The sequence below is a fragment of the Amycolatopsis sp. NPDC043889 genome (assembly GCF_056435645.1).
The window spans coordinates 479,612-501,219 of record NZ_JBWKEC010000002.1; the positions used below are offsets into that span (position 1 = coordinate 479,612).

The following is a 21,608-nucleotide window of genomic DNA, read 5'->3' on the forward strand; positions in this document are numbered from 1 at the left end:
GTCGCCTCAATTCTTGCAGGTCGGCGGCTGGCACATGATCTTGCTCAACGCCTGGTAGAAGACGTCCGAGATCTTCCTCGGATCGGGGGTGGTGAACGAATCCCCGCCGGTGGCGGTGGAAACCCGCCGCAGTTCGGACGCGTCGATATCCGGCCCGATGCCGATCCCGATGACGGGCAGCGGTTTCCTCGGGTCCTGGAGTTCGCCCAGTTCCTCCAGCAGCCGCGGCAGCCCGATCGTCTCGCTGTCCTCGTTGCGCCCGTCGGTGAGGACGACGACCAGGTTGATCCGGCCGGGTTTCCAGTTCTGCCTGGCGTTCTGGTACGCGGCGAGGATCGAATCGTAGAGCCCGGTCGCGCCACCGGCTTTCGGCCGCACGGCTTGCAGCCGCTCGACCCCGCCCGACGACTTCTGCTCGGCGATCGTCTTCATCGGCAACAGGATCCGATGGTCCTTGTCACCGTCCAATTTGGTCGAGAACAGCCACAACCCCAGCTCCGTGGAGGGCTTGAAGAGCCCGAGCCCCTGCGTCGCGGCCTGCAGGGTGAGCTCCATCCGGCTCTTCCCCGTACCCGGCACGGAGGCGGCCATCGAACCGGAGACGTCGAGCAGCACCTGGACCCGGGCGCTCAGGTTCGTCCCGGCCCAGGCCTGCAGCGCGGCGTACAGGTCGGTCACCGGCGGCGGTCCCGGCGGATGCGGCGCCGGGTCGGTCCGGCTGTCCTGCGCCCGCGGCACGGCGAACTGACCGCTGGGCGCCCGGAATCCTTCGTCGGCGAAGATGCTCCCGGCGAGCGGATCGAGCAGCAGCCGCAGAAAACGTTCCGCCGCGGTCCGCGACGCTTCGGATGCCTTGGGCAGCACGACATACGGGTAGTCGAACCCCTGCACCGGGACACCGGGGTACGCGGCGACCAGATTCCGTGCGAGTACCGCCTGTTCGGTCGCCGGGGCAGCCGCCGGGGCCTGGCCCGGCGCGGGGTTCAGCTTCCGCATGGCGGCGGTGAAGGCCGCGGCCGGATCGGGCTCCTTCTCGGTCACCTTCCGCAGGGCGAGCAGGGTGCCGACGCCGAGCGGATCGCGCGCCGGGTCCGGGATCCCGACCAGGGAGCCGTCGAGGATCTCCTGCCAGGAAGGCGCCTTCCCCGGCCAGCCGAACCGCCGCGCGGTTTCGTCGGGAAGTCCCAGCACCACCGGGGAATTCGCCACCGACTGACCGGATTCCGGCAGGTTCCACGCGCCGGCGTCCCTGGCTTGCGACAACATCGTGCTCGACTCGGGAACCCAGACGTCGGGCCCGCCGGAGGCGGTGGTCCCGAGCAGATCGGCGACTTCGGCCGACTCGCGCGCGGTCACGTTGACACTGAAGCATTCTTCCTGCGGCACGGTCTTCGCGAGCCGCGTGAGCACCGGTGCCACGTCGGGCGCCGCGGTGATCTCGACCGGCGTCAGGGCGTCACAACCGTTGCCCGCCAACCGGGCCCGCAGATAGTCCACGCCCCACCAGGCACCGAGCGCGATCACCAGCAACAGGCTCAAGACGACGACGGGCGCGTTGAAACGCCCGCCACGCCTCGGGCCTACCTGCATGTGCATGCCTCCGAGGTGCGGGGTGAGGACCTGGGATGTTGCCCAATCCGCCCGCGAACGTCAACCCTCGGGTAACTTAGCGCCTTCGGCTGCGGCAAACGGCCTAACCGAAATCGTGACTCGTGTGCTCAAACCCGGAACTCACGTGCTTGGAGGCGGAACTCACGAGTTACGGCTCCAAGCACGCGAGTTACGGCTCCAAGCACGCGAGTTACGGCTCCGAGCACACGAGATCGGCCTAGCCGAAATACCTTCCGGCTCCGATGTGGGCACCGGCGTTCTGCCACCATCCGGCGTCGCCGGTCGAGTCGATCCCGTCCGCGATCACCGTCGCGCCCGCCATGGTCGCGGTGTCGATGAGGTTCCGCAGCGAACGTTCCGCCAGTGGTTCCGTCCGCCGCTCCGCCAGCCGGGCCGCGATCCGGACCGTCCGCACGGGTACGTCGACGAGGCAGACGACGTCACCGGCCGCGCCGAAGTCCTGCAGTTCCGCGTCCACGCCGATCTCGGCGAGGAGATGCAGGTTGTCGACCGTCTCGCCGAGTTCGGCGAGCACCGCGCCGACGGGGAAGCCCAGCCGCAACCGTGACGGCCCGACTCCGGTCGCGGTCAGGATGGTCCGCACCGACCCGACGAGATCGGGATCGGCGGCCTGGTGCGGGGTCAGTCCCACGACCATCGGGAGCCTGTCGTCCGACTCCTCGCAGGCGATGCGGATGAGCCATTCGCCCAGTGGCGTGATGAGACCGGTCTCGTCGGCGAAGCGGGCGCAGGTGTCGTGACCGATCCGGCCGTGGCGCGGGTGGTTCCACGCGAGCCTCGCCTCGATACCCGCCGGCCTGCTGTCCGCCAGCCAGGTCAGCGGCCGGAAGCCGACCTCGATCTGGCCGGTCTCCCAGGCACCCGCCATGGAAACGGCCAAGCCGAACTCGTGCCGTTCCCTGATGTCGAGAACGGAATCGGACAGCGCCCACTGACGGTAGCCGTTGGCCTGCGCCCGGCGCAGCGTCATTCCGGAGACGCGCAGCAGCTCGTTCGGCGCGATGTCTCTCGGTGGCCGGTGCACGACCCCGACGCAGGCCGAGACCGCCACCCCGCTGCCGCTTTCGAGGTAGACCGGTTCGGAGAGCTCCTGGTTGATCATGCCGATGACGGTGGCGACGTCCGGGCTGGCCGCGGTGTTCTGGATGAGGATGCCGAATTCGTCGCCGCCGATCCTGGCGACGAGCGCGTCCTCGCCGCCGACGACGGCCCGCAGCTTCGCGGCGACGTTCTTCAGCAGGTCGTCGCTCTGTTTCTGGCCGAGCCCGCCCGCGATCAGGGAGAAACCGTCCAGGTCGAGGTGATAGACGGTGACGCCGAAGGACGGGTCGGCGTGCTGCAGTGCCCGTTCCAGGCGCGTTCCGAAGCACTGCCGGTTCGGCAGGCCGGTCAGCGGGTCGTGCAGGGCTTGACGGCTCAGCTGCCGCTGCAGCAACGAGACGTCCGTGTCCCCGTCGACCAGGGTGACCAGCTGCTGGGCCTCGCCAGCCGGGTCGCGGATGACAGCGCCGGAGAAACCGGCCCACGTCGGTTCCTCGTCCTCGGCTACGAGTCTTCGCGACAGCTCGAGCCGCTGGCTCTCGCCTTCGAGCAGCTTCCGGTAGCCCTCGCGCAGTCCCTCGGCGTCGTCCGGATGCACGAGGTCGTAGAGGTTGAGCCCGGTCAGGTCCGCGACGGGCCGGTTCAGCATTTCGGCGAACGCGGGGTTCACCCGCTGGACGCGGCCGTCGACCCTGGTGACGGCCACGCCGGTGGCCGAACCGGTGAAGAGCTGTTCGAAACGTGCCTGGGTCAGCACCAGTTCGCGCCGGGTCTCGCGTTCGAGCGTGACCAGGGTGCGGCTCAGATCCTCTTGCTGTGTCTGGATGCTCTCGCGCAACGCCTCGCCATAACCGGCCGCGAGCGCGCCGAGCACCTGCAGTACCCGTTCGGGGAGCGACTTCACGCTCCGCAACTCCGGCTCGTGCAAGAGCCCCTTGCCGAGCACCTCCATCGTGCGACGGAGGCTGTCCGGGCCGACGCATCTGAGCGCGACGAGCCGCGCGCCGGCTTCGGCGGCCTGCGCGGGCTCGGCGTCTTCGCTCAGCACCGCCGCGAAGACCTCGTCCAGCAGAGCGGCGAAATGCTCTTCGATCTGCGCGTGGGTATACGGAAGATACGCCGTACCGGTGACCAGGTAAGCCCACTTGCGGGCCAGCGTGGCGCGGGTCGGCGCGGTGTTCTTCCGCTTCGGGGATGCGGAGGATGAAGTTCTCTTCGGGGCGTCCGGCGATACGGGGAACTCTTCGCCGTCCGAAAGTGGGGCAGTCACGTCCGCCGGTCCTGGGGTCGCTTTCGTATTCCGTGGTGGAGAACCATCTTCCACGATTCTCTAACCGTACTCACGGTTCGCCGATCATCCAATCGGGTGGTCACCCTACGGTACTGCAACTCCCACCTTGTCCCTCAGCCAAACGCGGGTGGCGTCCCGATATTCGGACGCGTTGCGGTGTAAGGCCAGCGAATGTCCGGCACCGGACAGAACATACGTGGAAAGCTGTGCCTCAGGCCGGTAGAACGGCGCTTCCGCCGGGCGCAGCGTCTCGCCGCTCGAGCAGTCCCGAAGCGCGAAAAGGCCGCAGAACAGGATGTCCTTCGAGCCGACCGCCTGGAGAACCGGCACCCGGATCGCTTTCGTCGCGGGCAGCACGATCCCGAACACGGCGACCGTTCCCATTCCCGGGACCGAAACCTGATCCTTCGTCGCCTCGTCGGCTTCGATGACCCGGGGGTCGGCATTTTCCGTCGCGTAGAACAGTCCGGCACGTGCTCCCGGTTTCGTCGTGAAATACAGCGGATCGCTGCCGAGCGAACCGAGTTTCCCGTCGGTGAACGCGGGCTGGAGGCCGAAGAGCACCCCGAAGGTCAGCGCGGGGACCGATGGCAGATGCGTCATTCCGGTGAGGATCACGCCGTCCACGTCCTGATACGTCGAAGCCTCGGCCGCGACGATGCCGGAACCGACCGAATGCCCGACGATCACGACCTTCTCGAACGGCGTGCCGCCGACCCGGCCCGCGCGCAGATGGCCGATCACCTCGTGCATCGAGCGCGCCAGCACCGGCAGCAGGAGCGGAAGGCTGGGCGGTTTGCTGCTCCCGCCCGTACCGAGCTGGTCCGCGGCGAAGGTCGCGTAACCGTGCTTGGCCATGTCCCGCTGGTACGAATAGCGATCCGGGTCGTAGGGCAGGTCCCAGTAGGCGCTGTTGTAGGTACCGCCGTGCACCAGCAACTGCACCGCGCCGGGTGCCGGACCGCCGGGCAGGCAGAGCCGGCCGTGGACCGTGGCGGGTTCGCCGAGCGGGCCGGTGACCGGCAGATCCAGATCGGAACAGCGGACGTCGACGGCTTCGGCCGGGGCCGCGACCAGGAAACCACCGAGGAGCACGCAGCAGGCGGCCACCGCCGTGGCCAGTTTGAGCGGCATTCTCACAGAACCCTCTCCGGAATCGGGACGCTCGGAAGGAGCATGAACCCTACACGGGGTGATCGGACGCTCACCGTCAGCCCGAGGTTCTCGGCCGCGCGATCATCGGCAACCGGTTCGGCTGCATCGTCGCTTTGATCTTGGGAAAGACCTTCACACCCGGTACCGGTTCCATCCGCCACCGGGCGCCGATCGTCGCCGCCACCAACGCGATCTCGGTGGGTGCGAACTGATGTCCGGGGCACAGCCGGGCTCCGGCGCCGAAGGGAATGAACGCGCCCTTCGGTACCTCCGCGGCGCGCTCCGGCTCCCAGCGATCCGGATCGAAGCGGCCGGGATCGGGGAACCAGCGCGGATCGCGGTGCAGCGTGTGCTGGCTGACCGCGACCTCGGTACCGGCGGGGACGCGCACGCCGCCGAGTTCGACGTCCTCGCGCGCCCGCCGCATCAGGATCACCGGCGGGGTGCGGCGGACGACCTCGTTGATGATCCGCTGCGTGTAGACCAGGCGCGGCACGTGTTCGAACCGCGCGGGCCCGCCTGCCAGCACCTCGTCGACCTCCGCGTGGAAGCGGCGCTCGATCTCCGGCCGCGCCCCGATTTCGTGGAAGAACCACGCGAGCGCGACGGCCGTCGTCTCGGCGCCGGTGGTGAGGATCGTGATGACCTCGTCCTCTACTTGACGGTCGGTCATCTTCTCGCCGGTCTCGTCGTCTTCGGCCAGCAACAACATCGACAGCAGGTCGCCCTGATCGCCGCCCTTCTCGCGCGCCCGGACGACGGCGTCGCCGATGACCCGCCGCAGGCGTGCGGCCGCCGCGTCGAACTCGCGGTTGGCCGGGATCGGCAGGCGTTCCACGAACTTCGGCGAGAACGCCCTGACCATGACGTACTTCAACATGATCGGGATCGACCGCTGGATCTCGGTGAGCGCGTCGTCGCCGAGTTCGGTGGAGAACAGCGTGCGCCCGGAGACGGTCAGCGCGAGATCCTGCATGCGCCGGTCGAATTCGACCACCTCGCCCGGTTTCCACGCGTCCGCAAGGTCTACAGCGACCTTCGTCATCGTCGTCTCGGCGTAGAGCGCGATACGGCTTCGCTGGAAGGCGGGCAGCATCATCCGTCGTTGCCGCTGGTTGAAGGCTCCGTTGGAGGTCGCGAGCCCGTCGCCGAACAACGGCCGCATCTTGTCGAACACGATGCCTTTGTCGAACTTCGCCGCGTCGACGGCGAGCAACCGCCAGGCCAGTTCCGGCGTGGTGACCAGGTAGACCGGCATCGGGCCGAAGTCGAGCCGCACGACGTCGCCGTGCGATCGCAGTGAGGACAACAGTTTCACCGGATCACGCAGCATCGGCACGGTATGTCCCAGCAGCGGCCACCGGCCTGGTGCGACGGCGACGTCCGGAGGTGGTGCCATCGTGCTCGTCTCCCCGGTGACTGGGCGCTGAACCCAGCCACTTTAGGGCCACGAGGCCGCGAAGACGGCTCCGCCGTCGGACATCCACACGATCGGACGATGGCGGCCAGTTCCCGTGAGCCCGCTAGACTCCTGTGCCCCAACGGATCCCAACCGAACGGCGGCGACGACGGTGACTTCGAACCTGAGCTGGGTACCCCCCGAGGTCGACACGACCGTGCCGAATCCCGCCCGAGTCTACGACTACTGGCTCAACGGCGACCACAACTTCCAGGCCGACCGTGTTCTCGGCGAGCAGATCCTGAAGATCATGCCAGGGATCCGCGACGCGGCCCGCCTCAACCGGGCGTTCCTCCGGCGCGCCGCGCTGCACATGGTGGACGCGGGCGTGCGGCAGTTCCTCGACATCGGCTCCGGCATCCCGACCGTCGGCAACCTCCACGAGATCGTCCAGCGGATCGACCCGTCCTGCCGGGTGGTCTACGTCGACCGCGAGTCCGTCGCCGTGGCCCACGCCAAACTGCTGCTGCGCGGCAACGACCGGTGCGCGGCGATCCAGGCCGACCTCCGCGACGTCAACGACATCCTCGACGCTCCCGAAACGAAGGAACTGCTGGACCTCGACCAGCCGGTCGGCCTGTTCATGTTGCTGCTGCTGCATTTCGTGCCGGACTCATGGGATCCGCACGCGATACTGGCCCGCTATCGGGAGCGAATCGCCCCCGGCAGCTTCCTCGCCATCTCGCACGTCGCCGCCGACGCGAACTCGAGCGGCCTCGACGAGGCCATCGAGGCGTACAAGAGCACCCAGAACGACCCCATCCCCCGGACCCACGACGAGGTGCTTTCGTTCTTCGACGGATTCGACGTCGTCGAGCCCGGCGTCGTCGGCTGCGCGATGTGGAACCCCCAGGGAGCCGGCGACATGTCCGAGGACCCGGAGATCAACGCGTTGCCGTACGCCGGGGTGGGCCGGAAACCCTAGGGTCACCTCGTGAGTGGTAAGGACGGTTAGAACCGTCCTTACCACTCACGACCTCCCTCAGGGCAGCACGTCGGTCACGGTGTCCTTGATGACCAGCCACTTGCCGTGCTCACGCACCAGCGTCAGGCTGATCGTGTAGTGCCGGTCGATGTTCTGCGACGGAGCCTTGTAGTAGGCGTCGAGGATCGCGTAGCCCATCTTGCAGTCCTCGACGACGGTGTGGGTCACCGTCCACGGCATGCTCCACTCGTACGGGAGCTTGAACTGCACATCGACCACCGGGTCCACGTTGGCGTCGTAGCCGATGATCGTCTGGCCCTTACGGCCGATGGTGACCATGTTCTGGTGGATGATCGCCCGGTAGCGGGCCTCGTCGCGTTTGTTGAAGCTGTCCATGTCCTCCCAGACCGCGCGGTCGAACGCGCGCTGACAGACCTGCCGCTCCGTCTCCGCCCGTTGGTCACTGGCCACCGCCGCGGCGGGCACGCCGATTCCCGCCGCGGCCACGACCAGCCCGGCCAACGCCGCGTAATACCGCTTGCGCATGGGTTCTCCTCATCACGTCCCGTATTCCGTCCTCAGCAGGTTCGCCGGACGGCGCATCACAGCTGCATCACTTCCGCACCGGCGCGGGCGGGCGGCCGGTTAACCTCGCGGAAGGGGGTGCGATGGAGTTTCGGATACTGGGTCCGGTGCAGGTCCGCGGCGGCGCGCGGGCGCTGAAGCTGGCGGGCTCACGGCAGGAGCGGATCCTGGCCGCGCTGCTGCTCGGCGCCGATCGCGTCGTCTCGGTCTCCCGGCTGGTGGACGTCGTCTGGGACGAGGATCCGCCCGCCACGGCCACCCGGCAGATCCGCAATCTCACCACCGCGCTGAAACGCGCACTCGTCGCCGAGGGCGCCGACGACGACGTCCTGACCGCCGAAGGCCCGGGCTTCGTCCTGCGCCCGCGCCCCTTCGATCTGCGCACGTTCGAGGAGCACGTCTCGCGCGGCGAGTTCCGTGAAGCACTCGGGTGCTGGCACGGCCCGGCTCTGTCCGGTGTGGACAGTATGGCGCTGCGCGGCGAGGCCGAAGAACTCGACGAGCGTCGTCTGTCCGTTGTGGAGCGTTGCCTCGACGAAGAGATCTCCGCCGGGGAGGACACCGTCGCCGAACTGACGGCGCTGGTCGCCGACCACCCGCTCCGGGAGCCGTTCGCCGGGCTGCTCATGCGCGCGCTGCACCAGCAGGGCAGGCAGGCCGACTCGCTGAACGTCTACCGGCAGGCGCGGACGCGGCTGGTGGAGGAACTCGGGATCGAACCCGGGCCGAAGCTGCGCGAACTCTACGAGCGGATCCTCCGCGACGAGCCGGAGTACGGCAAGACCCGGTGCTTCCTCCCTTACGACGTCCCGGATTTCACCGGCAGGGAAGCCGAGATCGGCCGTCTGCTCGACACCATCCGGCTCGGCCGCCCGGTGGCCGTCGACGGGATGGCCGGCGTCGGCAAGACCTCGCTCGCCGTCCACGTCGCGCACCGGCTCGCCGCCGATTTCCCCGACGGGCAGCTGTTCGTGGATCTGCACGGGCATTCCCCCGCCCGTGAACCGCTCTCGCCCGAGGCCGCGCTCGAAGCCCTGCTCGGCCAGCTGGACATCCCGGCGAGCAGGCTCCCCGGCGGCGTGGAGCGGCGGGCCGAGCTCTGGCGCGCCCGAACGGCGGGCCGGTCACTGCTCGTGGTGCTCGACAACGCCGCGAGCGCCGAACAGCTCAGACCATTGGTGCCGGGTTCCGCCACGGTCGCGCTCGTGGTCACCAGCAGGCGCCGGCTGGCCGCGGTCGACGGTGCCGCGTCGATCAGTCTCGAAGTCCTGCCGGACGAACAGGCGGGCGCCCTGTTCGCGGCGGCGTCCGGACGACCCGGCTCGGGCGTGGCCGCGTTGTGCGGGAACCTGCCGCTGGCGATCCGGATCGCGGCGGCCCGGTTGCAGAATCGTCCGCAATGGACCGTGGAGACCCTGGCCGAACGGCTGGGATCCGAACACGACAGGCTGGCCGAGCTGAAGGTCGGCGGACGCGACGTGGCCGCGGCGTTCGCACTGTCCTATCGGGAGCTCGACACCGCGCAGCAGCGCATGTTCCGTTTGCTGGGGCGGAATCCCGGCACCGACATCGGGGTACCCGCGGCGGCCGCGCTGGCCGGTACCGGCGAGCACGAGGCCGAACGGCTGCTGGAGGACCTGCTCGACGCCCACCTGCTCAGGCAGCCCGCGCTCGGCCGCTACGCGTTCCACGACCTGATCGCCGAGCACGCCCGCACCGTCGCGCGCGACGAGGAATCGGGTCCGGCGATGACCAGGCTGCTCGATCACTATCGCGACGGCGGCGGCCCCGGCTGGTACCGCGAGGAGCGGGCGAACCTGGTCGCGGTGACGCGCCACGCGCTCGACACCGGTCTCGACGAGTACGCCTGGCGGATCGCCGAGGACACCACGGAAAACCTTCGGGAATGCGGGTATCTCGACGAGCTGCTCGCCGTGGCGCGGACCGGGGTCGCCGCCGCCCGCCGGATCGGGGATCCGCACGCGGTCCAGCTGAGCCTGGCGAGCCTCACCCTGGCGTTCTGGGAGAACGGGCGGCTCACCGAGGGGATGGACTGCGCCATGGAGCGGCTGGACGTCGTCCGGAGATCCGGCGATCGCGCGGCCGAAGCGATCGCGCTGTCCCGGGCGGGCGCCCTGCACAGCATGCTCGGCCACTACGCCGAAGCGATCCGGTTCTACCGGGACGGCCTGGCTGTCGCGGACGGCAACACCGACGCCGCCGCGACGCTGTGGACCAACCTCAGCAACACGCAGGAGGTCCTCGGCGACTTGGCCGACGCGCTGGAGTCGGCCCGGCGGTCGGTGGCGCTGCGCGAGGACGACCGCGGCACGATCCTGAGTTCGGCCCAGCTCGGCCTCGTCCTCGCCCGGCTCGGCCACTTCGACGAAGCCTTCGCGACCATCGAGCGTTCGATCGACTCATCGCGGGAGCTCGGGTACCTGTTCGGCGAGGCGTGGAGCCGGATCGACCTCGCCGACGCCCTGCTGCTCGCCCATCGTCCGGGCGACGCGCGTGAGCAGGCCGGACGCGCGTGCGCGATCCTCACCCGGCTCAACCATCCGCTGTTGCTGGCCATGGCGGCGAACAGCCTCGGAACCGCCTGCCTCGCGGTCGGCGAGACGACGACGGGCCTCGGGCAGCACCGGCTCGCGCTGGAAACGGCGAGGCGGATCGGCTACCGGCTGCAGGAAGCCCGCGCGCTGGCCGGGTTGGGGCAGACCCGCGCCGCACGAGACCACTACGCCGCGATGGGCCTGCCCACCGAACCCACCAGCAGGGAGACCAGGGCGAGCGCCGCCGTACTCCACAGCAACGGCACGACACCCGCCCCCTCGACGACCAGGCCGCCGACGAAAGCGCCGAGGGCGATCGAACCGGTGAACACGCCGACGTAGAGACCGGTGACGTGCTCGACGCGATCCGGCGCGAGGGCGGTCATCCACAGTTGCGCGCCGACCGACAGTCCGCCGTAGGCCATCCCCCAGAGGGCGATCGCGACCCAGGCGATGAGCGTGGAGGCGCCGAAAAGCGCCAGAAGCCCGAGCGCGACCGCGATACCGGACGCCAGTAGCAGCACGGTCGGCCGAGGCCTGCGCCCGGCCGCGGCTCCGGCCACGAAGTTGCCGATCAGCCCGAACACACCGTAGACGAGCAACAGCGACGCGATCGCGCCCGCCGGCATCCGGGGCAGTTCTTCGAGGACCGGACGCACATAGGTGTACGCGGCGAAGTGCGCGGTCACCAGCAGCACCACCACGGCGAGGCCGGTGACCACGGCGGGACGGAACAACGAGCGGTGCCGTCCGGTGCCGGTCCCTTCGACGACCACGGGACGGCGTAGCTCGGGCAAGGCCAGCAGCAAGGCGGGAACGAGCAGCGACGCGCACACCGCGAGCGACCAGAAGGCCGCGCGCCAGCCGAAAGCGTTCCCCACGAACGTGCCCAACGGCACTCCGAGCACCGAGGCGACGGCGACGCCCCCGACGGTGAACGAAACCGCCAGTGCGCTGTCGCGAGCCGTGACCAGCCTGACGGCCACGGCAGAAGCCATCCCCCAGACCGCGCCCATACCGACACCGAGCACGATCCGCGCGACCATGAGCAGCCCGAAATCGACGGCGATCGCGGTCAGCCCGTTGCCGACGGCCAGCACCGCCACGGCCGCGGCCAGCACCCGGCGGCGGTCGAGATCCCCGAGCAGCCGCGGCACCACGGGAGCGGTGACCGCCGAAACCAGACCGGTGACGGTCAGGCTGAGACCGGTCGCGCCCGCGGAGACACCGAGACCGTCCGCCATCGGGGTGAGCATCCCGACCGGCAGCATCTCGGAGGTCACCACCAGGAACGTGCTCAGCGTCAGCACGCCGACGGCGGCCCATCGCGGCAGGGAAGTCCGCTCCGAAAGGACCGGATCCGGGTGAGAGACAAAGGAACTCATGCCGTCCAGCCCATCACCGCGCGGCACCCGGAACAACGACGCTTTCCTCATCGATCGATGAGTCAGGCTCATCGATCCGGTGTTATCGTCCGAGTATGGGTGACGCGCTTCCGACCATGCACCAAGCGCATCTGCAGCAGATCGAATGCCTGCTCACACTGGCGGAGGAACTGCATTTCGGGCATACGGCAGAGCGGCTCGGCTACTCGCAATCGCGAGTGAGCCAGCTCATCGCCACGCTGGAGACACGGGTCGGCGCGCGACTGGTCGAGCGCACCAGCCGCAAGGTCGGGCTCACCCGCGTCGGCGCGCAGTTCGTCAGGGAGATCCGGCCCGCCTACCGCGCGCTGCTCCGCACCTTCGAGCGCGCGCGTGAGCGGGCGATGCGCGGCGCCGTCGAAGAACTGCGGGTCGGGTTCACCGGCATGGTCTACGAGGAGGTCACTTCGATCTTCCGCGCGCTGCGCGATCGGCACGGCGTGGCCGTGCACACCCACGACGTCCCGCTCGGCTCACCGTTCACCGCCGTGCTCGACGGCGAGATCGACGCCGTCATCGCCGAACTCCCGGTCCACGAACCCGAGCTCACGGTCGGCTTCCGGTTCCCGCCGCAAGACCAGTACGTGATGGTCGGAACCGGTCACCCCATCGCGGAGCGCGAGTCGATCGATCGGGAAGATCTCGCGAAACTCGACCTGCTCCACCGTGCCGGCGACGGCCCCGGCTACTGGAAGGCCGCGCGCACCCCGCCCGCCACTCCGTCGGGAACGCCGATTCCCTCGACCGCGGGGATCACGACCGTCCAGCAGGGAATGGCGCTGGCGGCGTCCGGGATGCACGCGATGCTGGTGTGCCGTCCGTTGACGGAACAGCACACCCGCACCGATCTGCGCTACGTCCCGGTCCGCGGCCTGGAAGCGTCCAGTCAGCTCGGTCTCGTCTGGCGGACCGGCCACGTCAGCCCGCCACTGACCGCGCTGGCCGAACTGCTCGAACAGGCCGAGCCTGTCAGCCGAAAAACTCGCTGAGCAGATCGCGCAAGCTGTCCGGCTGGTGGAGGACGCCGTGGTCCTGCCCCTCGACGGTGGCGTACCGCGCGCCGGGGACCGTGTCGGCGACCGCGCGGCTGCCCGCCCGCATCCAGGCGTCGCTCTCCCCACCGTCGATGACCAGCGTGGGCACCGAAATCTTCGCCAGCCTTTCCGCGGGCAGCACGTTTCCGGGACCGCAGAGCGCGAGGTCGTAGGGCAGTGTGTGGGCGAGTCCGGTGAACCACGTCCAGAACGCGTCGTCCCGCATCCCTTTCACGACCTCGGCCGGGGTGGCCGTCCCTTCGACCAGGAAGAGCTCGGCCGCGCCGTCGCGGTCGCCGTCGGCGATCAATGCCCGGACGCGGTCGAAGAGGTCGGGCGCGGGCCGCGTACGGCTGTCGTCGACGACATACGGCGGCTCGTACACGGCGAGGCTTGTCATGGCGACGCCTCTGGCCGCCGCCTCCAGCCCCAGCACGGCACCCGACGAGTGCCCGAACACCGCCGCCGAACCACCGACGTGCTCGACCAGCGCGGCAAGGTCCTCGACCTCGCGTTCCACCGAATAGACCGCGCCCGCGCCGCTGTCGCCCCGCCCTCGCCGGTCGTAGGCGATCACGGTGAAGTGCGGGGCCAGTGTCGCGGCCAGGCCGGCGACGGTCGTCCGGTCGTTGAACGCGCCGCCGACCAGGATCACCGGCGCGCCCTGTCCCGTGCGCTCGAAGGCGATCGCGGTGCCGTCAGCCGAGGTCACGGTCTCGAACGAGGTGGTCATCAGGTTCCTCCATGGGGTCGCTCGCACTTTAGCTTCGTCCCTGGGTCGGAGCCGACGACCACCGCTCGACATCACTTCGCGAGGTTTCCGAAGAATTCGCGGAGTTCGGTCACCACGTCGTCCGGGACGGCCATCGCGACCATATGGCTCGGGCTCTCGTGATCCGCCCAGCGCACGATGTCGTTCTTGCGGGTGGCGATCGTGCGCAGCGCGGACGGTCCGCCGTGGGAGACGCCGGTCGGCACCACGGTCTGGTCGATCGGCATCGCGGCCGCTCCCTCGTAGTACGGCCACAGCGAGGTGCCGCCAGTCCCGGTCAGCCAGTACAGCGTCGCGTTGGTGAGCAGCAGGTCGCGGTCGATCGGCTCGGCGGGCGCCGCGCCTTCGGGCCAGCCGTCGAACTCCTTGAACCGTTCGACCAGGTACGCCAGCTGCGCGACCGGCGAATCGAGGAAGCCGAAACTGAGCGTCTGCGGCCGGTTCGACAGGTACGGCGCGTATCCGCTGCCGCCCGCGAAGCGCTCCAACAGTCCCGCGAGATCCGCCTGATCCCGTTCGGTGAGCCCCTCGAACTCGGCAGGATCGCCGGTCGGCACGCCGAGTCCGGAGGTGATGTGCGAGCCGATGACATGCTCGGGCACGTGCACCGCGAGGCAGGGCGTCACCAGCGCTCCGGCGTCGTTCCCGTGCGCGCCATAGCGTTCGTAGCCGAGACGGCTCATCAGCTCCGCCCAGGTCCGCGCCACCCGCGCGATGTCCCACGGCCGCTCGTCGGCCGGCTCGGGAAACGGGGAGAAGCCGAAGCCCGGCAGGGACGGCGCGACGACGTGGAAGGCGCGCGACGGGTCGAGGCCGTGGGCTCGCGGATCGGTGAGCGGTCCGAGGACGTTCAGGAACTCGGCGATCGAATTCGGCCAGCTGTGCGTCATGATCAGCGGGATCGCGTCCGGCTCCGGCGAGCGGACGTGCAGGAAGTGGATCCGATGTCCGTCGATGGTCGTGGTGTACTGCGGAAAGTCGTTGAGCCGCTTCTCGTACGCGCGCCAGTCGTAGCCGTCTCGCCAGTATTCGGCGAGGTCCTTGAGGTACGCGACCGGGACGCCCCTGCTCCACTCGGCACCGGGCAGCGCCGACGGCCAGCGGGTGCGGGCCAGCCGGTCGGTCAGGTCGTCCAGATCGGACTGCGGGATGTCGATGCGGAACTGCTCGATGTCGGTCATGAGATGACCGTAGGGACCATTCAGGTCAGAACGTGACCTAAATGACAGTCGGCCGGGGATCGTCGGCACGATCGAGTCAGAGGCAGGAGCGGGCGCGTCCGGCCGTGAAGGCCTCCTTACCTACCCTGAAGGTAGGTAAGGGGCCCTTCACGGACCAGCCTGAGATTGACCGCGGCCGGGAATCCCCACAGGTGCCGACCTGACGCATCGCATTAAGTCCCCTAAACGCGGACGACCTGCGTGGCGCCGAAGGTGTCCTTCACCGGCACCTCGACGGTCTTCCGCCGCACGGTCACGCGCAGGACGTCCTGCCGCTGCGTCGGGTCCGAAACGGCCATCCGCCAGCCGTCGCGGGTCCGGCCGAGCGCCACCGACGCCGGACCGGACACCGACACCTCGTCGACGGAGCCCGCGGCGAAGAAGTTCGCCAGCAGGGTCGCGTCCCACAGCCGGACGGCCTGCACGGTCGCGGTGTTGGACCGCACACGCCACGACCAGGCCGAGGCGATCGTCTCCAGCACCGACGCGGTGGGAAGGACGGCGTAGGCGTAGCTCGCGTTCGACGGCTTGGCCCCGTGTTCGATGACCAGCTTCTGGTAGCGCCGCGTGTACGGCACCGTGGTGCCCTTGGTGTTGGCGCCCTTGTCGATGTCGCGCCAGGTCCCCGTCCGGTCCTCGCGCAGCGCGGTGACCTCGGCGTCGTCGAGCAGGACGTAGCCGCCGACCTTCTCCAGATGTAGCCATCGCTTGCGCCGCAAGGACTCCGAGCCGTCGACGAGATGGCCATCGGCCAGCAGGACACCGGAGCCGTTCTCGCCGAGGTTGCGGTTCTCGATCGTGGTGCGGATCCGCTCACCGGAGGAGTCGGTGATCCCGGCGCCGAGGCACAGCACCCCCGACGGCGTGAAGAACCACGACTTCTTCGCGGTCAGTGTGCCGTCTTGGGAGATGAAGTCGAGGGCGTGCGCGCCGTGCCGCGCGTCCCAGCGGACACCACCGCAATGATCCTTGCTCGTCAGCGGCACCGACTCCAGTTTCGGGGTCGGGCCGGTCTTGGTGGTGGTGCCCGGGAGCAACAGCGGGTCGACCGTCGGCCAGTAGGCGTCGGTGAAATGTCCCTTCGCCTTGGGCAGGAACAGATACAGCGAACCGTCACCGACGTACCAGCCGTGCAGGTTCATCGAGTTGATCGACTCGTACCGCGAAATCCGGGTCGAGGCGACGCCGAGCGAGGCCGACCAGCCTTCGGTGATGTGCACCATCCGGTCCTGCTGGCCGAACACGCGATGCGCCGCGACCGTCCGCGCCGGCCGGATCTCGGTCGCCAGCAGCTCCTGCGCGAACTCGATACCGGGGATGCCGACGAGGTCCGGCCCCGGCGCGAACCGTTCGGGATCGGGAATTTCAAGGTACGGCGCGAAAGTGTCTTCGGTGATCCACTTCGCGGCGAGGCCACCGAGCTCTTCCTTGCGCTTCCCGCTCGCCGACCGCGCCAGCAGGACCACGGCGCCGGTGAGCTGGTGCCCGATGTCGTACGCGGATTCCCCTTGCCTCGAAAGGAACCGGCCGCGGACCGACTCCATCATCGCACCCGCGTAGACGAATGGCGCGAACGTGTCGGAGACCAGCGCGTACGTCGCCTCGCGCACGTCGGCGGGCAGTGCGAACTCCGTGCCCTTGGTGACGTGGATGGCGGACGCGACCGCGGTGAGCAGGATGATCCCGTAATGCCCGGGATACGGCACCGAGTCGTGCTGCAGGAACGAGCCGTCGGTGTGGAAACCGTCGCCCGCCGCGCGGTGGAGTTTGGCGATGACACTTGCCGCTCCCCCGCCTTCGACGTCGGTGAACGCGCCGACGCCCCGCTTGATCCGTTCGACGTCGCCGAGCATCGCGCCGGAGACGATGGAGATCGTCGACTTGTCCGCACGGTTGGCGCCGGTCTCGACGACGCTCGGATTGTTGGTGCGGCGGTTCGGATCGCCGGAGAACTTCAGCACCGGCTTCAGGTACTTGGCGAGTTCGTCCTCGGTCAGTTCGTCGGCGACCGTCGCGAGGATGTGCAGCAGGTAGAGCGGGATGCCGATCTCGTAGGTGTACCAGTTGCCGATCTCGGCGGTCTTCTCGCTGTACTGATCGCTGGTGTACAGCAGTTCCAGCGCGCCCTTGATCCGGGCGAGCACGGCGGGATCGCCTGCCAGCGCGCCTCCCGGGGTCCCCCAGTTGACCGCGATCGCGCGGAGCCGCGCGTACATCGACGTCGTGAACTCGCTGCCGGGACCGAGCGGAAGGTCTTTCCACAGTGGACCGCCGCCGACCGTCATGCTGTCGTGGTAGGCCTTCGCGACCCGGTCCAGGTTCGCCAGCGCGGCGGTGCGTTCCGCCGAGGGCCGGTTGATCCCGATCTGCAGTTCGCGATAGCCGGTGACGATGGGGGCCGAACCCGGAGCCGCGGGCCGCGCTGACGAAGGGCTCGCGAGAGCGGTCGTGAGCGCCACCGAAGCGGCCGCGGCCGCGCCTCCCCTCAAAGCCGTTCTCCTGTCGAAGTGACCGAATCCGGACATGACGGTGCCTCCCAAGGGGGTCGAGACGGGATCAAGGGCGGCGGCGGGTGGTGGTGGGTCTCGTGAGTGGTAAGGACGGTTCTAACCGTCCTTACCACTCACGAGGTTTACTGGCGTTTCCCGTCGATCCTGCGGGGCAGGTCCCACGGGTTGTTCTCCTGCAACGGTTCCGGCAGCAGCGTGTCGGGGAAGCCCTGCCAGGCGATCGGTCGCAGGAACCGCTCGATCGCGGCGGTGCCGACCGAGGTGCTGGTCGGCGCGGTGGTCGCCGGGTAGGGACCACCGTGTTCCTGTGCCCAGGTGACCGTGACCCCGGTCGGCCAGTCGTTCCACAGCAGACGACCGGCGACCCGGGTCAGCGACGGGAGCACCGGGCGGATCCAGTCCACATCGGACTCTTCACCCTGGATGGTCGCGGTGAGGCCGGGTTCCATCACGCCGAGCAGGCTGATCAGTTCGTCCTGATCTGCGTAGGTGACGATCAGCGACGCGGGGCCGAAGCATTCCTCGCGGACGGTGTCGGCGTCGGCCAGGAAGGCCTTGGCGGTGGTGGCGAGCAGGGTCGCACCGTGCGAGATCCCTTCCGCGCCAACGGATTCCGACAGCACCTCGACACCGGCGACGTCGCTCAGCTTCGCCAGCCCGTCGGCGAATCCGGCCGCGATACGCTCGTTGAGCATCGGCTGCGCCGGGATCGCCGCGACGGCCTCGCGCAGCGTGTCTTCGAGGCCGTGCCCCTCGGGCAGGAACAGCAGCCCCGGCTTGGTGCAGAACTGGCCGGCACCGAGGGTGAACGAACCCGCGTAGCCCTTGGCGATCGCTTCACCGCGCGCGTCGATCGCGGCCCGCGTGACGACGACTGGGTTGACGCTGCCGAGTTCACCGTAGAACGGGATCGGCGACGGCCGCGAGGTCGCGATGTCGAACAGCGCGCGCCCGCCCGGCACCGAACCGGTGAACGACGCCGCCTGGATCCTCGGGTCCTTCAGCGCCGTGACGCCGTTCTGCTGGCCGTGGATGACCGCGAAGATCCCTTCCGGCGCACCGGCCCCGACGAGCGCGTCACGCAGGACCTCACCGGTGCGGACGGACAGCTGCGGGTGCCCCGAGTGCGCCTTGAGCACGACCGGGCAGCCGGCGGCCAGCGCCGACGCGGTGTCCCCGCCCGCGACACTGAACGCGAACGGGAAGTTGCTGGCGGCGAACACCAGCACCGGTCCGATCGGGGTGAGCAGCCGCCGGATGTCCGGCCGCGGCCCCATCGGCCACGCGGCATCCGCGTGGTCGACGGTGGCGCCGAGGAACGCGCCGTCGGCCAGCACTTCGCCGAACAGGCGCAGCTGGAACGTCGTGCGCTTCAGCTCGCCCTGCAGTCGCGGCGAGGCCGGGAGATGGGTCTCCCGGTTGGCCAGCGCGATCAGCTCGTCGGCGGCGGCGTCGAGGGCGTCCGCGGCCGCGTTGAGCCATCCGGCGCGCTGGGCTGGGGTCGCGGCCGCCGCCGTGCCTGCCGCATCGGCGGCGGCCGCGAGGATCTGTTCGAGCGTGGCGGGATCCGTTGCCTGGCTCATTTTTCTTGCGTCTCCTAGAGTTCTTGCGCGGCGCTGACGGCGGCGATGAGATCCGTCCAGCGCCCCGGGCCGGCGAGGCCGAGGTGGTACAGGTGCAGCTCGGTGGCGCCTGCCTTGCCGAGTTCGATGGTGTAGGCCTCGATGTCGGGTACCGGGCTCGCCGCCACCGCGGTGATGTAGCTGCCGACGGCGACCTTCTCCGGCAGTTTCGCCCGTGCCGCCGCGACGGCGCCCACGCTGGGCCTGCCGGGTGCCCAGTTCTGCAGCACCACCGCGTCGACGTCGTCCGGGGCCGACGGTGTCAGCCCCGGCAGCGCGCCGGTGACCCACGGGTCCATCGCGCCGTGCAGCACGATCCGGGGCCCGGACGGGATCTTCGCGAGCACCTCGCGCCGGAGGGCGTCGGTCGCCCGCTGCCGTGTGTCGAGCAGGACCTGCCGCAGGGTGGGCAGGATCTTGTCCTCGGTCGTACGGAGGTCACCGCTGTCGATCAGCCGCCGGACCTCGGCCCGCAGCTTGCCCAACGCCTTCGCCGGGTCCTGCCCCGCCGCGGCCCATGCGTCGAGACACGCGTCGCAGCAGCAGATCGAGAGCAGCCGGGCCACCGCGGGCGACCAGACGCCGTCGGTCTTCTCGTGCTGGTGCTGGTGCACGGCGCCGAGCGGACCGCAGGCCTCCAGGATGACCGTGGCGAAGTCGAGCCCGGCGAGGCTTTCCGCAGTCACGTTCGCCGCGTACTCGCGGACGGCGGGCTGGCCGGGGCACAGCGCCCACGGGTACCGCTCGCCGAAACAGTTGCGCACGGTGAAATCCGGGAACTCCGTGCCCAGCTGGGAGTTGTGCGTCAGCACGAGCCACGCGGCCGCCGGGACACCCGCCTCGTTCAGCATCCGGACGGCGTCGCCCGCGCTGTCGCGGCTTTCGACCCAGTCCGGTTCGGCGGGCTTCAGCTCACCCCAAGCCTCCTCGCGCACCGGCCGGTACAGCGCCGCGTGGCGCGCGACGACCGAGGTGCGCTCGGGCGACCAGGGCGTCGCCGCGCGGGCGCTGTGGTACGACACGGCGACGGCGACCTCGTCGACGCCGAGCTCCCGTACCCGCTCGACGAAGCCGGGATCGTCGACGACGTCCCAGGGGTAGGCGTATCCGGTGACCTTCACCTCGTCACCACCGTGCCGTGTTCGGTTCGAAGCTTCCGACGAACTTCCGCATATAGGTCACGTCATCCCGTTTGGTCTGTCCACTTCGGACATAGTCTTCATGGGCCCGCGCCAGCGCGTCGGGGTCGAGTTCGACCCCGAGCCCCGGCTTGTCGGGCACCGCGACCGCACCGTCGACGAACTCCAGCGCACCCGGGGCGATGACGTCGGCCGTCTTCCAGGGCCAGTGGGTGTCGCAGGCGTAGGTCAGGTGCGGCGTCGCCGCGGCCACGTGCACCATAGCGGCCAGACTGATCCCGAGATGACTGTTCGAATGCATGGACAGCCCCACGTCGAAGCATTCCGCCGTGGTCGACAGGGCTTGGGTGTCCCGCAGGCCACCCCAGTAATGATGGTCCGAAAGTATTACGCCGACCGCTCGCTGCCGGAACGCCGGCTCGATGTCCGCGAAGCGCACGACGCACATGTTCGTGGCCAGCGGCATGTTCGCCTTCTCCGCGACCCGCGCCATGCCTTCGATGCCCGGCGTCGGGTCTTCGAGGTACTCCAGGACGCCGTCGAGTTCTTCGGCGACCCGGATCCCGGTCTCGACGGTCCACGCCGCGTTCGGGTCGATGCGGAGAGGGTGGTCCGGGAACGCGTTCGCGAGCGCGCGGATCCCGTCCATCTCCTGGTCGGGCTCGAAGGCGCCGCCCTTGAGCTTGATGGAGCCGAAGCCGTACTCCTCCACCATGCGGCGTGCCTCGCCGACGAGCGCCTCCGGCGTGGTCACCTCGCCCCACGAGTCCTCGTCGGCACCGATGTGGGCGCCGAACTTGTAGAACAGGTAGGCGGAGAAGTCGACGGCGTCGCGCGCCTTGCCGCCGAGCAGGTCCACCACGGGCCTGCCGAGATAGTGGCCCTGCGCGTCGAGCGCGGCCACCTCGAACAGCGAGTACACGCTGGCGACGGTCTTGCTGACGGAGAAGCCGCCGGTGAGCCCGTGCGCGTCGGCGAAGACGACTTCGCCGAGGGTGGTGGCGACCTTCCGGCGGAGGCCGGGAAGGTCGAACACGTCATGTCCCTTCAGTTCCGGGAGCACCTTCCGGACCTGGTCGAGGAACGCGAGGTCACCGTAGGACTCGCCGAGGCCGACCACACCGTCCTCGCAGATCAGCTGGACGACACCGCGCAGCGCGAAGGGCTCGTGCACGCCCATCGCGTTGAGCAGCGGGGGGTCGGCGAAGGCGACCGGGGTCAGGACGACGTCGAGAACCTTCATC

14 protein-coding genes and 1 pseudogene are annotated in these 21,608 nt (G+C 69.4%); 3 read left to right on the forward strand and 12 right to left on the reverse strand.

From position 1 onward, the window contains the following. Positions 1-6: 6 nt before the first annotated feature. The 4 genes from AC0685_RS07590 to AC0685_RS07605 form a co-directional block, all read right to left on the reverse strand. Positions 7-1,596: a substrate-binding and VWA domain-containing protein gene (locus AC0685_RS07590; protein ID WP_478224833.1), complete on the reverse strand. Its 1,590-nt coding sequence runs from the start codon at positions 1,594-1,596 to the stop codon at positions 7-9. A 232-nt stretch (positions 1,597-1,828) separates the two neighbouring features. After that, complete coding sequence (locus AC0685_RS07595; protein ID WP_478224834.1) at positions 1,829-3,943, reverse strand: EAL domain-containing protein; 2,115 nt, start codon at positions 3,941-3,943, stop codon at positions 1,829-1,831. A gap of 105 nt (positions 3,944-4,048) precedes the next feature. Further along, complete coding sequence (locus AC0685_RS07600; RefSeq protein ID WP_478224835.1) at positions 4,049-5,098, reverse strand: alpha/beta hydrolase; 1,050 nt, start codon at positions 5,096-5,098, stop codon at positions 4,049-4,051. Positions 5,099-5,174: 76 nt separating this feature from the next. Beyond that, entirely contained in the window at positions 5,175-6,518 is a 1,344-nt protein-coding gene (locus tag AC0685_RS07605; protein ID WP_478224836.1) for a cytochrome P450, read from the reverse strand. Positions 6,519-6,690: 172 nt separating this feature from the next. On the opposite strand from AC0685_RS07605, the gene AC0685_RS07610 reads away from it, so the two are divergent. Next, positions 6,691-7,503, forward strand: coding sequence for an SAM-dependent methyltransferase (locus AC0685_RS07610; protein WP_478224837.1), 813 nt, complete (start codon positions 6,691-6,693; stop codon positions 7,501-7,503). A 57-nt stretch (positions 7,504-7,560) separates the two neighbouring features. On the opposite strand, the gene AC0685_RS07615 is transcribed toward AC0685_RS07610, so the two are convergent. After that, a complete protein-coding gene (locus tag AC0685_RS07615; protein ID WP_478224838.1) occupies positions 7,561-8,049 on the reverse strand; it encodes a hypothetical protein in 489 nt (162 codons plus the stop codon). 122 nt (positions 8,050-8,171) lie between these two features. On the opposite strand from AC0685_RS07615, the gene AC0685_RS07620 reads away from it, so the two are divergent. Next, on the forward strand, positions 8,172-10,985 hold the full coding sequence (locus tag AC0685_RS07620; RefSeq protein ID WP_478224839.1) for an AfsR/SARP family transcriptional regulator: 2,814 nt from the start codon (positions 8,172-8,174) through the stop codon (positions 10,983-10,985). A gap of 20 nt (positions 10,986-11,005) precedes the next feature. Here the strand turns inward: AC0685_RS07620 and AC0685_RS07625 are convergent. Next, positions 11,006-12,100: pseudogene (locus AC0685_RS07625) on the reverse strand (MFS transporter); the annotation flags it as partial. Between the two features lie 23 nt (positions 12,101-12,123). On the opposite strand from AC0685_RS07625, the gene AC0685_RS07630 reads away from it, so the two are divergent. Further along, on the forward strand, positions 12,124-13,056 hold the full coding sequence (locus tag AC0685_RS07630; RefSeq protein WP_478224840.1) for a LysR family transcriptional regulator: 933 nt from the start codon (positions 12,124-12,126) through the stop codon (positions 13,054-13,056). Here the strand turns inward: AC0685_RS07630 and AC0685_RS07635 are convergent. The 6 genes from AC0685_RS07635 to AC0685_RS07660 form a co-directional block, all read right to left on the reverse strand. Continuing rightward, entirely contained in the window at positions 13,037-13,834 is a 798-nt protein-coding gene (locus tag AC0685_RS07635) for an alpha/beta fold hydrolase (RefSeq protein WP_478224841.1), read from the reverse strand. The genes AC0685_RS07630 and AC0685_RS07635 overlap by 20 nt on opposite strands. Before the next feature lie 71 nt (positions 13,835-13,905). Next, the gene (locus tag AC0685_RS07640) at positions 13,906-15,054 is read right to left on the reverse strand and encodes an epoxide hydrolase family protein (RefSeq protein WP_478224842.1); all 1,149 of its coding nucleotides are present in this window, start codon (positions 15,052-15,054) and stop codon (positions 13,906-13,908) included. A 221-nt stretch (positions 15,055-15,275) separates the two neighbouring features. After that, positions 15,276-17,618, reverse strand: coding sequence for a polysaccharide lyase 8 family protein (locus AC0685_RS07645; protein WP_478224843.1), 2,343 nt, complete (start codon positions 17,616-17,618; stop codon positions 15,276-15,278). A gap of 107 nt (positions 17,619-17,725) precedes the next feature. Then, the gene (locus tag AC0685_RS07650; protein WP_478224844.1) at positions 17,726-19,186 is read right to left on the reverse strand and encodes an aldehyde dehydrogenase (NADP(+)); all 1,461 of its coding nucleotides are present in this window, start codon (positions 19,184-19,186) and stop codon (positions 17,726-17,728) included. A gap of 14 nt (positions 19,187-19,200) precedes the next feature. Next, positions 19,201-20,346 carry a hypothetical protein gene (locus AC0685_RS07655; RefSeq protein ID WP_478224846.1) on the reverse strand — a complete coding sequence of 382 codons (1,146 nt, stop codon included), beginning with the start codon at positions 20,344-20,346 and terminating at the stop codon, positions 19,201-19,203. A 4-nt stretch (positions 20,347-20,350) separates the two neighbouring features. Continuing rightward, positions 20,351-21,607, reverse strand: coding sequence for a glucarate dehydratase family protein (locus tag AC0685_RS07660; RefSeq protein ID WP_478224847.1), 1,257 nt, complete (start codon positions 21,605-21,607; stop codon positions 20,351-20,353). Position 21,608 lies beyond the last annotated feature (1 nt).

What these genes read in the sequence shown, in the direction of transcription:
- AC0685_RS07590 (WP_478224833.1), bottom strand. Translation starts at nt 1,596, where the DNA reads ATGCACATGCAGGTAGGCCCGAGGCGTGGCGGGCGTTTCAACGCGCCC.
- AC0685_RS07600 (WP_478224835.1), bottom strand. Translation starts at nt 5,098, where the DNA reads ATGCCGCTCAAACTGGCCACGGCGGTGGCCGCCTGCTGCGTGCTCCTC.
- AC0685_RS07605 (WP_478224836.1), bottom strand. Translation starts at nt 6,518, where the DNA reads ATGGCACCACCTCCGGACGTCGCCGTCGCACCAGGCCGGTGGCCGCTG.
- AC0685_RS07615 (WP_478224838.1), bottom strand. Translation starts at nt 8,049, where the DNA reads ATGCGCAAGCGGTATTACGCGGCGTTGGCCGGGCTGGTCGTGGCCGCG.
- AC0685_RS07620 (WP_478224839.1), top strand. Translation starts at nt 8,172, where the DNA reads ATGGAGTTTCGGATACTGGGTCCGGTGCAGGTCCGCGGCGGCGCGCGG.
- AC0685_RS07630 (WP_478224840.1), top strand. Translation starts at nt 12,124, where the DNA reads ATGGGTGACGCGCTTCCGACCATGCACCAAGCGCATCTGCAGCAGATC.
- AC0685_RS07635 (WP_478224841.1), bottom strand. Translation starts at nt 13,834, where the DNA reads ATGACCACCTCGTTCGAGACCGTGACCTCGGCTGACGGCACCGCGATC.
- AC0685_RS07640 (WP_478224842.1), bottom strand. Translation starts at nt 15,054, where the DNA reads ATGACCGACATCGAGCAGTTCCGCATCGACATCCCGCAGTCCGATCTG.
- AC0685_RS07645 (WP_478224843.1), bottom strand. Translation starts at nt 17,618, where the DNA reads ATGTCCGGATTCGGTCACTTCGACAGGAGAACGGCTTTGAGGGGAGGC.
- AC0685_RS07650 (WP_478224844.1), bottom strand. Translation starts at nt 19,186, where the DNA reads ATGAGCCAGGCAACGGATCCCGCCACGCTCGAACAGATCCTCGCGGCC.
- AC0685_RS07660 (WP_478224847.1), bottom strand. Translation starts at nt 21,607, where the DNA reads ATGAAGGTTCTCGACGTCGTCCTGACCCCGGTCGCCTTCGCCGACCCC.